The organism is Herbaspirillum sp. 3R11 (genome assembly GCF_004563925.1).
Lineage (GTDB): Bacteria > Pseudomonadota > Gammaproteobacteria > Burkholderiales > Burkholderiaceae_D > Herbaspirillum.
Genome location: NZ_SPNJ01000001.1, coordinates 489,199 through 504,978 on the forward strand (window position 1 = coordinate 489,199; position 15,780 = coordinate 504,978).

Below are 15,780 nucleotides of genomic sequence, written 5' to 3' on the forward strand. Positions count from 1 at the left end.
CATCGCCCCGACTCCGTACCAGGAGTAAGGACTGCAACGATCAAAAAATCCTTTACCTCTTCTGATCTCACTGATAAAGTATTTTGCATTCAAAATACAAAATTCGATAAAAGATCAATTTCCAGAGACGAATTTCAAAGGAGAAGTAAATGTTAAAACTCGACTTTCATCCAGCCGGCCGTCATTTCCTGCAAATCCCGGGTCCGAGCCCTGTGCCTGATCGCATCTTGCGCGCCATGAGCTTGCCGACCATCGACCATCGCGGCCCGGAATTCGGCGCGCTGGGCCTGCAGGTGCTGGCCGGCATCAAGAAGATTTTCAAGACCGAACAGCCCGTCATCATCTATCCGGCTTCCGGCACCGGCGCCTGGGAAGCGGCGCTGACCAATACCCTGAGCGCAGGCGACACCGTGCTGATGTACGAAACCGGCCATTTCGCCACGCTGTGGAAGAAGATGGCCGAAGCGCTGGGCCTGAAGCCGGAGTTCCTCGGCTTGCCCGGCATCGAAGGCTGGCGCCGCGGCGTGCAGGCCGACCTGATCGAAGAACGCTTACGCAAGGACAGCGGCCATCAGATCAAGGCGGTGTGCGTGGTGCATAACGAAACCTCGACCGGCGTGACTTCCGACATCGCCTCGGTGCGCAAGGCCATCGACGCCGCCGGCCATCCGGCGCTGCTGCTGGTCGACACCATCTCGGGCCTGGCCTCGGCGGATTATCGCCATGACGAGTGGGGCGTCGACGTGACCGTCTCCGGTTCGCAAAAGGGCTTGATGCTGCCGCCGGGAATCAGCTTCAACGCCGTCTCGAAGAAAGCCATCGAAGCCAGCAAATCTTCCAAATTGCCGAAAGCCTTCTGGGGCTGGGGCGAAATCATCGAGATGAACGCCACCGGCTACTGGCCGTACACGCCCAACACCAACTTGCTGTACGGCTTGCACGAAGCGCTGGAAATGATCCTGGGCGAAGGCCTGGATAACGTTTTCGCACGTCATGAGCGCCTAGCCGAAGCCTGCCGCCAAGCCGTCACGGCCTGGGGTCTGGAGATTCAGTGCGCCGATCCGGCGGTGTATTCGCCGGTGCTGACGGGCGTGATGACGCCGGCCGGTTTTGATGCCGACGCGATTCGCAAGGTGATTTACGAAAACTTCAACATGTCGCTCGGCACCGGCCTGGGCAAGATGAAGGGCGGTATGTTCCGCATCGGCCATTTGGGCGAAGCCAACGACCTGACGCTGATGGCGACGCTGGCCGGCTGCGAAATGGGGCTGAAGCTCGCGGGCGTCAAGCTGGCCGGCAGCGGCGTGCAAGCTGCAATGGACAACCTGACTGCAAAGAAAAACAAGCCGGCGCTGAAGGTCGCCTGATCATCTGAACCGCCTGGCTTGGCAAAAGAAAAAGCAATAACGGAGGAAAGAACGCCGGTGCAGACCTTCTGCAAGGACTGCATCGGCAAAGTGGATCAATAACGAAAGACCGGTGCTGCAACATCCCACAGAGGAATCGAAACCACAGGTTTCACGGCGCGCCGGCGCACCAATAATGGAGACAAAGCAATGAGACACCTGCGCTTGCGCGCGACTACGGTCGTGCTATTGATGTTATGCATGATGTATTTCATCACCTACCTCGATCGCGTCAACGTCAGCACCGCCGCGGCCGGTTTTGCCAAGGAATTCAACCTCTCGAAGACGGAAATCGGTCTGGTCTTTTCCGCCTTCGCCTATCCCTATCTGGTGTTTCAGATCATCGGCGGCTGGGTCAGCGACAAGTTCGGCGCGCGCCGCACGCTGATTTATTGCGGCTTGCTGTGGGCGCTGGCGACGGTGCTGACCGGTTTCGCGGGCGGCCTGGTGTCGTTGCTGCTGGCGCGTTTGCTGCTCGGCCTCGGTGAAGGCGCGACCTTCCCGGCGGCGACCACGGCGATGTCGCGCTGGGTGGCCAAAGACAAGCGCGGTTTCGCCCAAGGCATCACGCATGCCTTCGCACGGATCGGCAATGCGGTAGCGCCGGCGGCGGTGGTGTGGATCATGGCCGAACACGGCTGGCGCGAATCGTTCTACATCTTCGGCGCGTTCAGCCTGGTGTGGGTGATCGTGTGGGCCTTCGTGTTCACGGAAGATCCGGCCAAACATCCGCGCATCACCTCGGAAGAACTGGCGATCCTGCCGCCCGGCAAAAAGAAGAGCCCGAAGATTCCATGGGGGCCGCTGTTCAAGCGCATGATGCCGGTGACCATCGTCTACTTCTGCTACGGCTGGACCTTGTGGCTGTTCCTGAGCTGGATCCCGCAGTACTTCCTGCACAGCTATGACCTCGATATGAAGAAGTCGGCGCTGTTCGCTTCCAGCGTGTTCTTTGCCGGCGTGGTGGGCGACACCTTGGGCGGCATCGTCAGCGACAAGATCCTGCGAAACACCGGCAACCTCAAGCGCGCCCGCAGCTACATGGTGTCGGTGTGCATGCTGCTGACCTTGCTGTCGCTGCTGCCGCTGATGTTCACGCACAACCTCTATGTGTCGATCATCAGCCTGAGCGCAGGTTTCTTCTTCGCTGAAATGACGATCGGTCCGATGTGGGCGATTCCGATGGATATCGCACCGGAATATTCGGGCACCGCCAGCGGCATGATGAACACCGGCTCGGCACTGGCCGCGATCATTTCGCCGGTGCTGTCGGGCTACCTGATCGACAAGACCGGGAACTGGGAACTGCCGTTCCTCGGCAGCATGGTGTTGATGGGCTTCGGCGTGCTGCTGGCGTTCCGCATGCAGCCGGACAGCAAGTTTGAAAACACCACGCCGGATGCAGGCGGCCAGGTGATCAAGGCGCGTGCCTGATTGCATCAAGCTGAGAATGCCGCGCCCGACCGGCGGCATTTTCCTTGCAACATTCGATCGGGATAGCCATGACGACTTTACTTTCCGCAGCCGAAGAACTCGGCCATCTTCTGAGCGACGCGTATTCACAGCAGGCGACGGCTATCGTGCCGCCTGAGCTGGAGCCGGCAGACAGCGACGACGCCTATCTGGCGCAACAGGCTTTCCTGCGCCGCAGCCATGCCGTCATCGGCGGCTGGAAGATCGGCGCCAAATCCGAGGTCGGGCCGATCCAGGGTGCGCCGTTGCCGCTGAGCGGCATCCATCCGGCTTCATCGGTGATTCGTCGCAGCGCATTTGCGGTGCTGGGACTGGAGCTGGAAATCATGTTTTGCTTCGACCGCGATTTCAAGCCGCGCAATACGCCGGTGCCGGATGCTGAAGTGATGGAAAGCATTTCGTCGATGGGCGCTTCCATCGAAATCGTTTCCAGCCGCCTGGCGGGTTGGCCCGATGTGCCGAAGCTGAATCAACTGGCCGATCTGCAGAATCACGGCGCACTGGTAATCGGCGAGCTGAGCGACTATCGCGAGGATTTCAACTTCCGCCGTCCCGACACGCATCTGACCTTCAACGGCGCGGATGTCTTCAAGGGGCAGGGCGTCAATCCGGCCGGCGATCCGCGCCGGCTGCTGAGCTGGCTGGTCAATCACTGCAGCGCACGCGGCATGGCGATTCCCGGCGGCACGGTGATTACCGCCGGTTCCTACACCGGCATGTTTTTTCCGCAAGAACCGGGCATGGTGATCGGGCAGATCGCCGGCTTGCCGCCGATTCATTTTGAACTGAGCTGAATTTTACTTTCGTTTTTTGACAGGACTACCCCATGCTGGTCAAGCCCATCCATCTGGTTCCGCCGAGCGCGCGGAGCTCTGCATCCGCTACGCCATTCGCCATGCAATTGCAGCGAGAGATGCGCGGCGAAGTCATGTTCGGTAAAGCCGATCGCGGTCGTTATGCCACCGATGCCTCCATCTATCAGATCATGCCGCTGGGCGTAGTCGTGCCGCGCGACCAGGCCGACCTGAAACTGGCGCTCGACATTGCACGCCAGCATCGCATGCCGGTGCTGGCCCGTGGCGCGGGCACCAGCCAGTGTGGCCAGACCGTGGGCGAGGCGCTGGTCGTCGACAACAGCAAATATCTCAACCAGGTGATCGACTTCGATCCGGTCGCGCGCACCATCACGGTTGAACCGGGCATGGTGCTCGATCATCTCAACGCCTGGCTCAAGCCGCACGGCTTGTGGTTTCCGGTCGACGTGTCGACGGCGGCGCAGTGCACCATCGGCGGCATGTCGGGCAACAACTCCTGCGGCTCGCGCTCGATCGAATACGGCAACATGGTGCACAACGTGCTGGCCATCGATGCGGTGCTGGCCGACGGTACCGAGGGCCGGTTCGGCCGTTTACCGGAGATGCCAGGCAGTGGCCGTATCGGCGACATCGTACGCGGCTTGCAAACCATCGCGCAGCGCGAGCGCGGCGAAATCGTCGAGCGCGTTCCGAAGGTGCTGCGCCGCGTGGCCGGCTACAACATCGACATCTTCGACTGCCAGAATCCGCGCGCCTTTACCGATGACGGCGTCGCCAACCTGGCGCACATTCTCATCGGTTCGGAAGGTACGCTGGCCTACAGCCGCCAGATCACGCTGGCGCTGATGCCGCTGCCGGCGCACAAGGTGCTGGGCGTGGTCAACTTCCCGACCTTCTATCAATCGATGGACATGACCCAGCACATCGTCAAGCTGGGGCCGACCGCAGTCGAGCTGGTCGATCGCACCATGATCGATCTGGCGATCAGCAATCCGGCCTTCAAGCCGGTGATCGAGAAGGCGCTGGTCGGTCATCCGGAAGCGATCCTGCTGGTGGAATTCGCCGGCGAGAATCTCGACCAACAGCTTGAAAAACTGAAACTGTTGAGCGAACTGATGGGCGACCTCGGCTTGCCCGGCTCGGTGGTCGACATGCCTGTTGCCAACGAGCAGAAAGCGCTGTGGGATGTCCGCAAGGCCGGTCTCAACATCATGATGAGCATGAAGGGCGACGGCAAGCCGGTGTCCTTCATCGAAGACTGCGCCGTGCCGCTGGAGCATCTGGCCGAGTACACGCGCCAGCTCACCGAAGTGTTCCACAAATACGGTACCGAGGGCACCTGGTACGCCCACGCCAGCGTCGGCACCTTGCACGTGCGGCCCATCCTCGACATGCGCCGAGGCGGCGCCAAGGACATGCGCGAAATCGCTGAGGCAGCTTCGGTGCTGGTGCGTAAATACAAAGGCGCGTATTCGGGCGAACACGGCGATGGCTTGTGTCGCGGCGAATGGGTGGCGTGGCAGTACGGGCCGAAACTCAATGCCGCCTTCAGCGAGATCAAGGACTTGTTCGATCCCGACAACCGCTTCAATCCGGACAAGATCGTGCGTCCGCCCAAGATGGACGATGCGAGCAACTTCCGCTTCGCTCCCGGTTATCGCGAACTGCCGTACAGCCCGGCGCTGGACTGGTCGCAATGGAACGTCAAGCGCGACCCGCTGACCGGCAAGGAAAGCGCGCCCGGCAGCGGCGGCGACCGCAGCGACGGCCTCGCCAAGCTGGTCGAGATGTGCAACAACAACGGTCACTGCCGCAAGTTCGATGCCGGCACCATGTGCCCCAGCTATCGTGTCACGCACGATGAAAAGCACGTCACGCGCGGCCGTGCCAACACCGTGCGCCTGGCTTTGTCGGGACAGCTCGGCAGCGAAGGGCTGGCCAGTCCCGAGGTCAAGGAAGTGCTGGACCTGTGTGTCTCCTGCAAGGGCTGCAAGCGCGACTGCCCGACCGGCGTCGACATGGCCAAGGTCAAGATCGAAGCGCGCTCCGCATGGGCGGCCAGGAATGGCATCAGTCTGCGCGACAGGCTGATTGCCTACATGCCGGCTTACGCATCGTATGCCGGCAGCATCGGCGGTGCATTGGCGCTGGCGGAAAAGATTCCGGTGATTTCCGGTTGGGTGAAGGGTTTGCTGGGCTTGGCGCCGCAACGCTCGCTGCCGCGTTTCCGCAAATCGTTTCTGAGTAACGCGCGCAGTTCGGCAGAGACGACTGCCGGCAAGGAAGTCCTGCTCTTCGTCGATACCTTCAACAACAACATGGAGCCGGAAAACGCGCGCGCCGCACAGCAGGTGCTGGAGGCCGCCGGCTACAAGGTGCATTTCAATACCTTGCCGGGACAGCGCCCTTTGTGTTGCGGCCGCACCTATCTGGCGGCAGGTCTGGTCGATCAGGCCAAGGCGGAAGCGCGCCGCACGCTCGATGCGCTGATGCCGTACGTGCGCAAGGGCGTAGCAGTGGTCGGGCTGGAGCCGTCCTGTCTGCTGTCCTTGCGCGATGAATTTCTCAATTACGGTTATGGCGACGAAGCGAAACAACTGGCGAAGTCGGCTTTCCTGTTTGAAGAATTTCTGGTGCAGGAACACAAGGCCGGCAAGCTGAAGCTCGACCTGAAGCCGCTGGCGTCCGGCAAGATCGTGTTGCACGGCCACTGCCATCAAAAGGCCTTCGACGCCTTCCGTCCGGTGCCAACCGTGTTGCAGTGGATTCCGCAGGCGGAAGTGTCCGTGGTGGAGTCGTCTTGCTGCGGCATGGCCGGCAGCTTCGGCTATGAAGAGGAGCACTACGCGGCATCGATGGCGATGGCGGAGTTGTCCCTATTGCCGGCGGTGCGCAAGGCTGCGGCGGACGCCATCGTAGTGGCGGACGGTACCAGTTGCCGTCACCAGATCCATGATGGCGCGGGGAGGGAGGCGCTCCACGTTGCCCGTGTGCTGGCGGCCGCGCTGAACGCGTAGTTGATGCATGGTTTGCCGCAGGCGCGTAATTTATTTGCGTCTGCGGCTTTGACAAGATCAAATTTTGTGCTATATTGCTGGTTGTTCCTCGGTTCACAACCGGGCGGCAGGCCAAAAATCAATAAAAAGTGTTTGGTCGGCTGGTGAAGGTTACTCCGCATTACTTCTTCATTTTTGACTGGTTCCCGGTCATGTCTGTAGCAGCAATTCATCTGTAAATCTTCCTCGATACACAAGTAGTTTTAGTTTTCGCACGCGGCTTCCTTGCGCATGTTCAGTTTTCGGCGTTCGTGCCGATATCAGAGCAGATTCACCTTTCGTCGTTGCCACTTTCCAGATAGGACTGGGCGACGGGAATCTACTCTTGTATCCGCATTGCGCCTGCACATCTGTACATTGTCGATTGCCGTGTCGATACCAGAGTAGATTCACCTTTCGCGCTACCACTTTCCAGATAGGACTGGGTGGCGTGAATCTTCTCTTGTATCGGCACTCAGGGTAGTTCGTCGCGGTTTTTGTGCCGATACCAGAGTAGATTCACCTTTCGCGCCGCCACTTTCCAGATAGGACTGGGTGGCGTGAATCTTCTCTTGTATCGGTATCCGATTCCAGGCACCGCGCGTCTTCGCTTCACCGTACCGATACAAGAGCAGGTTCCTCTTGAGGCCACTTTCCAGATAGGGCTGGGCCTTGGGAGTCTGTTCTTGTATCGGTATTTCCACGTATGGGATGCGACATTTTTTGATTGTTGCTATAATCCTTGTCTGTTTCATGGTTGTTTTCCGCCATGTCTGTTAAGTACTACCCCAACATCTGTAAGAGCGAGAAAGGCAAACCGGTTATGACACCGCGAACTACCACCAAGGTCACTACGCGACGCTAGTCGGGTTCTTTTTCGTCTTCTGAAAAAGCGCGGCTGGTCCGCGTTTTTTTTCGTCCGCATTTTCCCTTTTCATTTATTCAGCGTCGGCAAGCAGTTGCCGGAATGGAGTCCAACATGGTTTCAGTACGTCTTCCAGATGGTTCGCAACGTCAATTCGATGCGCCCGTCACCGTGGCGCAAGTCGCCGCCAACATCGGCGCAGGTCTGGCTAAGGCCGCACTCGCCGGCAAGGTCGACGGCAAGCTGGTCGATACCTCTTTCCTGATCGAAAAAGATTCCGATCTGGCCATCGTCACCGACAAGGATGCGGATGGTCTGGAAGTGATTCGTCACTCGACCGCCCACTTGCTGGCGTATGCGGTGAAGGAATTGTTCCCTGATGCCCAGGTGACCATCGGTCCGGTGATCGACAACGGCTTCTATTACGACTTCGCCTACAAGCGTCCGTTTACCCCGGAAGACCTGGCCGCGATCGAAAAGAAAATGGCCGAGCTGGCCAAGAAGGACGAGCCCGTCACCCGCAAGGTGTTGCCGCGCGACGAGGCGGTGGCTTACTTCAAGTCCATCGGCGAAGCCTACAAGGCCGAGATCATCGAATCCATCCCGCAAGACCAGGATGTGTCGCTGTATACAGAAGGCAGCTTCACCGACTTGTGCCGCGGCCCGCACGTGCCGTCGACCGGCAAGCTGAAGGTCTTCAAGCTGATGAAGCTGGCCGGCGCCTACTGGCGCGGTGACTCCAACAACGAGATGCTGCAGCGTGTCTACGGCACTGCCTGGGCCAAGAAGGAAGACCAGGAAAGCTACCTGCACATGCTGGAAGAGGCTGAGAAGCGCGACCACCGCAAGCTGGGCCGCGCGCTGGACTTCTTCCACTTCCAGGATGAAGCGCCGGGTTTGATCTTCTGGCATCCGAAGGGCTGGTCGATCTGGCAGCAGGTCGAGCAATACATGCGCCGCGTGTACCAGGACAGCGGCTATCAGGAAGTCAAGGCGCCGCAAATCCTTGACCGCTCGCTGTGGGAAAAGACCGGCCACTGGGAAAACTATCGTGAAAACATGTTCACGACCGAATCGGAAAACCGCGCCTACGCGCTGAAGCCGATGAATTGCCCGGGCCATATCCAGATTTACAACTCCGGTCTGCACAGCTATCGCGACCTGCCGCTGCGCTACGGCGAATTCGGCCAATGCCACCGCAACGAGCCGTCCGGCGCGCTGCACGGCATGATGCGCGTGCGCGGCTTTACCCAGGATGACGGTCACATCTTCTGTACTGAAGACCAGATCCAGGACGAAGTCGCCGCCTTCAACAAGGTGGTGCGCGAGGTTTATGACAACTTCGGCTTTACCGACGTCGCCGTGAAGCTGGCGCTGCGTCCGGAAAAGCGCATCGGCGAAGAAGCCGTCTGGGACAAGGCTGAAAACGCCTTGCGCGAGGCTATCCGCGCTTCCGGCACCGAGTGGGAAGAGTTGCCGGGCGAGGGTGCCTTCTACGGCCCGAAGATCGAATACCATCTGAAGGATTCGATCGGCCGTTCCTGGCAATGCGGCACCATGCAGGTCGATTTCTCGATGCCGGCGCGCCTGGGTGCGGAATATGTCACGGAAGACAACGGCCGCAAGGTCCCGGTCATGCTGCACCGGGCGATTGTCGGCTCGCTGGAGCGTTTCATCGCGATTCTGATCGAAAACCATGCCGGCGCCATGCCGCTGTGGCTTGCTCCCGAGCAAGTTGTGATCCTGAATATTTCCGACGCGCAAGCCGATTACGTCAAAAACGTTGCTCAAACGCTGAAAAAACAAGGGTTTAGAGTAGTGACCGATTTGCGTAACGAGAAGATTACCTATAAAATACGGCAGCATTCTTTACAGAAGCCGCCCTATATTCTGGTGGTCGGCGATAAAGAGCGCGATACAAACACAGTGGCCGTGCGTGCGCGGGGCAACGTCGATCTGGGTGTCATGCCTATCGATGTCTTGGTGGAACGCCTCAAAACCGAGGTGGAAGCCAAAGCCTAAAGGAGCAAAGCTCCTTCCAGCGCAAGAGCACGGCTTAATTTATTGGACGTTAAAAGGAAACTGCAATAGCTACTGACAAGTCGCATCGCATCAACGGTGAAATTACAGCACCGGAATTGCGTTTATCCGGGGTCAATAACGAGCCGCTTGGCATCGTCAATTTGGCTGAAGCTTTCCGTCTGGCGGAAGAGGCTAATGTGGATCTGGTGGAAATCGCACCGACCGCACAACCTCCTGTTGCGCGCCTGATGGATTATGGCAAGTTCAAATATCAGGAGCAGAAGAAAGCTCATGAAGCCAAGCTGAAGCAGAAAGTCATTCAGGTCAAGGAAGTCAAATTCCGCCCTGGCACGGATGACGGCGATTACAACATCAAGGTGCGTAACCTGACCAAGTTCCTGGAAGAAGGTGACAAGACCAAGATCACGCTGCGTTTCCGCGGCCGTGAGATGGCTCACCAGGAAATCGGCATGCGCGTGTTGGAGCGCTTGAAGGTCGATCTGGAGCCGTTTGGCCAGGTCGAGCAGTTTCCGAAGATGGAAGGACGCCAGATGATCATGGTCCTGGCGCCTAAAAAGAAGAAGTAATGTAAGTAAGCAGAATTAAAGAAGAAGCAGCCATGCTTCTTCGCGCATCGCAGGATAAGTCTTTGCGATGCGTATTCCGGTCCAGCAAGCGATAGCAATAGCTGTAGCGAAGCCGAGGATTTTGTCGGGAAGCAGTCGTTTTGTTTTCCGCAAAAGCAGCAGTGAAAACTGCTGTCAATAAGTGAGAGCAGGCATCCAAGAGCAACGTATTGTTGCCACCTGCAATCATCAAAAAATGGAGCTGTCCAATAAAGGACAGATAGTGTCATGCCAAAAATGAAGACGAAAAGCAGCGCCAAAAAGCGCTTTCGTGTACGTCCAGGTGGAACGATCAAATGTGGTCACGCTTTCAAGCGCCACATCTTGACCAAGAAAACCACAAAAGTTAAACGCCAATTGCGCGGTATTACCAATGTCAATGCTGCAGACGTCGTATCAGTCATGCGCATGATGCCGAACGCCTAACCTCACTCATTACTAAGGAGCTACTATGCCTAGAGTTAAACGTGGGGTAACAGCACGTGCCCGTCATAAAAAAGTCCTGGCGCAAGCCAAGGGTTACCGTGGTCGCCGCAGCACCGTCTATCGTATCGCCAAGCAAGCAGTCATGCGCGCGGGCCAATACGCATACCGTGACCGCCGCAACAAGAAGCGCGTTTTCCGTGCACTGTGGATCGCCCGTATCAACGCTGCTGCTCGTGAGCATGGCGTGACATACAGCGTGTTCATGAACGGCCTGAAGCGTGCTTCGATCGAACTGGACCGTAAGGTTCTGGCCGACATGGCCGTGACTGACAAGCCAGCGTTTGCTGCGATTGTCAATCAGGTGAAGGCCAACATCGCTAAGTAATTAGCCGTGTTGCTGCAGTCGTCGTCCGGTACCGGACGGCGCTGCAAAAATACTGCGGGGCAGAGGTGAAATACCTGTGCCCCGTAGTCGTTTCAGAGAGCCGCTTTTACAGTGCAGATTTCACTCTGCAATCTGCAATGTGATGCAGTTTCTGAAACCACCGTTTTGAAGCAGCTGTTTTGAAACAGCCGTTTTCATTTCGATTTTATTTTCGATTTCATTTTTTCGACTTCGTCGTCAAAGCCGAACGGCTTTTGGATTACTCAGACTTCCATCTGAATGGAGCGAGACTTACCGCATGAATTCCCTAGAACAACTCGTTGCACAGGCCCAGGCCGATTTCGCCGGCGCACCTGACGCCGCCGCCCTGGAAAACGCCAAAGCCAAATATCTTGGCAAGACCGGGCAGATCACCGAGCAGATGAAGGGCCTGGGCAAGCTGGCGCCGGAAGAGCGCAAAGTGCAGGGCGCCGTCATCAACGCCGCCAAGGAGCAGATCGAGAACGCGCTGACCGCGCGCCGTGACGCTCTCGCCAACGCCCAGATGCAAGAGCGCCTGAATGCCGAAGCGATCGACGTCACCTTGCCGGGCCGCGGCCGCGCCAAGGGTGGCATCCATCCGGTGATGCGCTCGTGGGAACGGGTTGAAGAAATCTTCCGTTCGATCGGCTTCGACGTTGCCGACGGTCCGGAAATCGAAACCGACTGGACCAATTTCTCCGCCTTGAACAGCCCGGAAAACCATCCGGCCCGTTCGATGCAGGACACCTTCTACATCGAAGGCAACGACACGCAAGGCAAACCGCTGCTGCTGCGTACGCACACCAGCCCGATGCAGGTTCGCTATGCGCGCATGAACAAGCCACCGATCAAGGTCATCGCCCCGGGCCGCACTTATCGCGTCGACAGCGATGCCACCCACTCGCCGATGTTCCACCAGGTCGAAGGCCTGTGGATCGCGGAAGACATCAGCTTCGCCGACCTCAAGGGCGTGTACCTCAACTTCGTCAAGGCCTTCTTCGAGACCGACGACCTGCAGGTGCGCTTCCGTCCTTCGTATTTCCCGTTCACCGAACCGTCGGCGGAAATCGACATCGCCTTCGGCAGCGGTCCGTTGAAGGGCCGCTGGCTGGAAGTCTCCGGCGCCGGCCAGGTGCATCCGAGCGTGGTGCGCAACATGGGCCTCGATCCAGAGCAATACATCGGCTTCGCGTTCGGCTCCGGCCTTGAGCGCCTGACCATGCTGCGCTATGGCATCAGCGACCTGCGCCTGTTCTATGAAGGCGATCTGCGTTTCTTGAAGCAATTCAACTGACGCTCAACTGAACAATGCCGAGGCAGGACCGGCGCCGAGATCCATGGCACCGCCCCGCGAACTGTCTGAATGTCCGCGCGCACGCAAGCGGACGATAGCTGAAAGTATTCATCATGCAATTCTCTGAAAACTGGTTGCGCACCATGGTCAATCCGAAGATGACTTCGGATGAGTTGTCGCACATGCTGACGATGTCGGGCCTGGAAGTGGAAGAAGTCGAAGCGGTCGCGCCGCCGTTCTCCAATGTGGTGGTCGGCGAAGTGCTGGAAGTCGCCAAGCATCCCAACGCCGATCGCCTCAACGTCTGCCAGGTCGACGTCAAGACCGGCACCATCCTCAACATCGTCTGCGGCGCGCCGAACGTGCGCGTCGGCATGAAGGTGCCTTGCGCGATGGCCGGCGCCGTGCTGCCTCCGGGCGCCGACGGCAAGCCGTTCGAAATCAAGGTTGGCCAGCTGCGCGGCGTTGAGTCGCAAGGCATGCTGTGCTCCGCGCGCGAACTGAAGCTGTCGGAAGATCACGGCGGCCTGCTCGAGTTGCCGGATGATGCACCGGTGGGCCAGAATTTCCGCGATTACTTCCTGCTCAACGACCTCAAGTTCACCATCAAGCTGACCCCGAACAAGGCCGATTGCCTGTCCGTGCTCGGCGTGGCGCGCGAAGTGTCGGCCCTGACCGATACACCGCTGAAGCAGCCGACGTTCCAGACGGTCGCGGTCAACCTTGATGAAAAATTGCCGGTGAAGATTTCTGCGCCGGATCTGTGCGGCCGCTTCGCCGGTCGCGTGATCCGCGGCCTGAACGCCAAGGCAGCGACGCCGCAATGGATGAAGCAGCGCCTCGAGCGCAGCGGTCAGCGTCCGATCTCGGCGCTGGTCGATATCTCCAACTACGTCATGCTGGAACTCGGTCGTCCATCGCACGTGTTCGACCTCGACAAGATCCACGGCAGCCTCGACGTGCGCTGGGGCAAGAAGGGCGAACAGATCAAGCTCCTCAACGGCAACACCGTTGAAGTCGACGAATGGGTCGGCGTGATCGCCGACGACAAGGAGCTCGAATCGCTGGCCGGCATCATGGGCGGCGATGCCACTTCCGTCTCGCTCGAGACCACGAATATTTATCTCGAAGCCGCATTCTGGTTCCCGCAGGCGATCCAGGGCCGTGCGCGCCGCTACAACTTCTCGACCGATGCCGCGCATCGTTTCGAACGCGGCGTCGACTTTGCCACCGTAGTCGAACACATCGAGCGCATCACCGCCTTGTTGATCGAAATCTGCGGCACACCCGACACCAAGGTCGCTGCGGTCGACGACCAGATCGTCAACCTGCCCAAGCGTGAGCCGGTCAAGGTGCGCACTGCGCGCGCCACCAAGGTGATCGGCGTGGCCATCACCGACGACATGGTCGCCGACATCTTCACGCGCCTCGGCCTGCAGTTCACGCAAGAGCCCGGCCTGTTCGCGGTGACGCCGCCGTCGTTCCGTTTCGACATCGAAATCGAAGAAGACCTGATCGAAGAAATCGCGCGCGTGTACGGCTTTGAAAACATCCCGGCCTTGCCGCCGGTGGCCGCCAGCGAGATGAAGATCGCGCCGGAAAACATCCGTTCGCTGTTCGCGATTCGTCACCTGCTGGCCGACCTCGACTATCAGGAAGTGGTCAATTTCAGCTTCGTCGAGAGCGCATGGGAAGCCGACTTCGCCGGCAACCAGGCGCCGATCAAGCTGCTCAATCCGATCGCCAGCCAGATGAACGTGATGCGCTCCTCGCTGATTGCCAGCCTGGTCGCCAACGTGCGCTACAACATCAACCGCAAGGCCAACCGCGTGCGCGTGTTCGAAATCGGCGCCGTGTTCCATCGCGATGCGCAGGTGCAGGACGGTCCGCTGGAAGTGGCCGGCTATCACCAACCCAAGCGCGTCGCCGGCCTGGCCTATGGCCCGGTGGCTGACGAGCAATGGGGGCAGGATACCCGCAGCGTCGATTTCTTCGACGTCAAGGCGGATCTGGAAGCCTTGTTCGCGCCGTGCGTCCTGCGTTTCGCGCGCATCGAGCATCCTTCGCTGCATCCGGGACGCTCGGCTCAGGTCGAGCTGGATGGCAAGAACATCGGCCTGATCGGCGAACTGCACCCGCGCCTGCAACAAAAATACGACCTGCCGCTGGCACCGGTCGTGTTCGAAATCGATGCGGTGGCGCTGCAGCAACGCGAGGTACCTGCTTACGTCGAAATTTCCAAATTCCCGGCCGTGACGCGCGACCTCGCACTGGTCGTCAAGCAAGCTGTTCAGGTGCAGGAATTGCGTGATATTTTCGCTGCGGAACAGCAGGGCAACGCTGCGTGCGGAATCATCCAAGCCATTGTTTTATTTGATGAATATCAAGGCAAGGGCCTGGGAAATGACGAAAAAAGTCTTGCTTTCCGATTCACCTTGCAAGATACTCAAAACACACTCCAGGACGACACAGTTGACGCTGCAATGGCCGCTATCGTAGCCGCTGCAACGGGTAAGCTTGCCGCCAGATTGCGTACATAACAATTTATAAATTGGTAATAGGCGACTCACCCGTCATGAACAACGTGAATTCAAGCGAATTTCAATCTGTGCTGGATGCTGACTTGCAACGCGCGGTACTCGAATCCGAGGTGCGTTCGCAGGCGGAAAAAAACCTCCCCACGCTGACCAAGGCCGAACTTGCCGAACTTTTATTCGAGCAGGTCGGTCTCAACAAGCGCGAAGCGAAGGACATGGTTGAAACTTTCTTCGACGAAATTCGCAATGCGCTCGAACGTGGTGAAGCGGTGAAGCTGTCTGGATTCGGTAATTTCCAGTTGCGCGACAAGCCGCAGCGCCCCGGTCGCAATCCAAAGACGGGCGAAGAGATTCCGATTACTGCGCGCCGCGTCGTCACTTTCCACGCCAGTCAGAAGCTCAAGGAAATGGTCGAGGTGTCGAGCGGCCAGCCTCTCGCCCTTGCTGTGTAACGTAATCCCATTCCATGAACGAACGCGTCAATAAACCAGCGGTGATCGTATTGCCGCCGATCCCCGCCAAACGCTATTTCACCATCGGTGAAGTCAGCGAGCTGTGCGGCGTCAAACCGCACGTGCTGCGCTACTGGGAGCAGGAATTCACCCAGTTGAAGCCGGTCAAGCGACGCGGCAACCGCCGCTATTACCAGCATCACGAAGTGCTGCTGATTCGCCGCATCCGTGAGCTGCTCTACGAGCAAGGCTTCACCATCAGCGGCGCCCGCAACAAGCTCGACGGCCATCTGCATGAAGATCAGTCGGAGATCGCCGAAGACATCGAAATCTCGATGGGCGCGGAAGAAATCGAAGCCATGCGCGCCGAGTTGAACGGCATCCTGCAATTGCTGGGTCCGCGCGCCTGATTGGACCCGGTGT

Annotated in this window: 12 protein-coding genes; all 12 read left to right on the plus strand. The window is 58.7% G+C overall.

The genetic code is table 11. The features are described from left to right. Positions 1-149 precede the first annotated feature (149 nt). Positions 150-1,367 (plus strand): aminotransferase class V-fold PLP-dependent enzyme, encoded by a 1,218-nt coding sequence (locus E4P32_RS02295; protein ID WP_116433440.1) that lies wholly within the window; start codon positions 150-152, stop codon positions 1,365-1,367. 189 nt (positions 1,368-1,556) lie between these two features. Next, positions 1,557-2,840: an MFS transporter gene (locus E4P32_RS02300; RefSeq protein WP_116433439.1), complete on the plus strand. Its 1,284-nt coding sequence runs from the start codon at positions 1,557-1,559 to the stop codon at positions 2,838-2,840. 68 nt (positions 2,841-2,908) lie between these two features. Then, the gene (locus E4P32_RS02305; protein WP_116433438.1) at positions 2,909-3,673 is read left to right on the plus strand and encodes a 2-keto-4-pentenoate hydratase; all 765 of its coding nucleotides are present in this window, start codon (positions 2,909-2,911) and stop codon (positions 3,671-3,673) included. Positions 3,674-3,705: 32 nt separating this feature from the next. After that, positions 3,706-6,711 carry an FAD-binding and (Fe-S)-binding domain-containing protein gene (locus tag E4P32_RS02310; RefSeq protein WP_116433437.1) on the plus strand — a complete coding sequence of 1,002 codons (3,006 nt, stop codon included), beginning with the start codon at positions 3,706-3,708 and terminating at the stop codon, positions 6,709-6,711. 997 nt (positions 6,712-7,708) lie between these two features. Continuing rightward, complete coding sequence (gene thrS / locus E4P32_RS02315; RefSeq protein ID WP_116433436.1) at positions 7,709-9,616, plus strand: threonine--tRNA ligase; 1,908 nt, start codon at positions 7,709-7,711, stop codon at positions 9,614-9,616. A 65-nt stretch (positions 9,617-9,681) separates the two neighbouring features. Continuing rightward, positions 9,682-10,203, plus strand: coding sequence for a translation initiation factor IF-3 (infC, locus tag E4P32_RS02320; protein ID WP_083457935.1), 522 nt, complete (start codon positions 9,682-9,684; stop codon positions 10,201-10,203). Positions 10,204-10,470: 267 nt separating this feature from the next. After that, complete coding sequence (rpmI, locus tag E4P32_RS02325; protein ID WP_083830894.1) at positions 10,471-10,668, plus strand: 50S ribosomal protein L35; 198 nt, start codon at positions 10,471-10,473, stop codon at positions 10,666-10,668. Between the two features lie 25 nt (positions 10,669-10,693). Continuing rightward, the gene (gene rplT / locus E4P32_RS02330) at positions 10,694-11,053 is read left to right on the plus strand and encodes a 50S ribosomal protein L20 (protein ID WP_007882754.1); all 360 of its coding nucleotides are present in this window, start codon (positions 10,694-10,696) and stop codon (positions 11,051-11,053) included. A gap of 298 nt (positions 11,054-11,351) precedes the next feature. After that, positions 11,352-12,368 (plus strand): phenylalanine--tRNA ligase subunit alpha, encoded by a 1,017-nt coding sequence (pheS, locus tag E4P32_RS02335; protein ID WP_116433435.1) that lies wholly within the window; start codon positions 11,352-11,354, stop codon positions 12,366-12,368. A 113-nt stretch (positions 12,369-12,481) separates the two neighbouring features. Further along, entirely contained in the window at positions 12,482-14,908 is a 2,427-nt protein-coding gene (gene pheT, locus E4P32_RS02340) for a phenylalanine--tRNA ligase subunit beta (RefSeq protein WP_116433434.1), read from the plus strand. A 35-nt stretch (positions 14,909-14,943) separates the two neighbouring features. After that, positions 14,944-15,357, plus strand: a complete 414-nt coding sequence (locus E4P32_RS02345) for an integration host factor subunit alpha (RefSeq protein ID WP_050977690.1) — start codon at positions 14,944-14,946, stop codon at positions 15,355-15,357. 14 nt (positions 15,358-15,371) lie between these two features. Further along, positions 15,372-15,767, plus strand: coding sequence for a MerR family transcriptional regulator (locus E4P32_RS02350; RefSeq protein WP_116433433.1), 396 nt, complete (start codon positions 15,372-15,374; stop codon positions 15,765-15,767). Positions 15,768-15,780 lie beyond the last annotated feature (13 nt).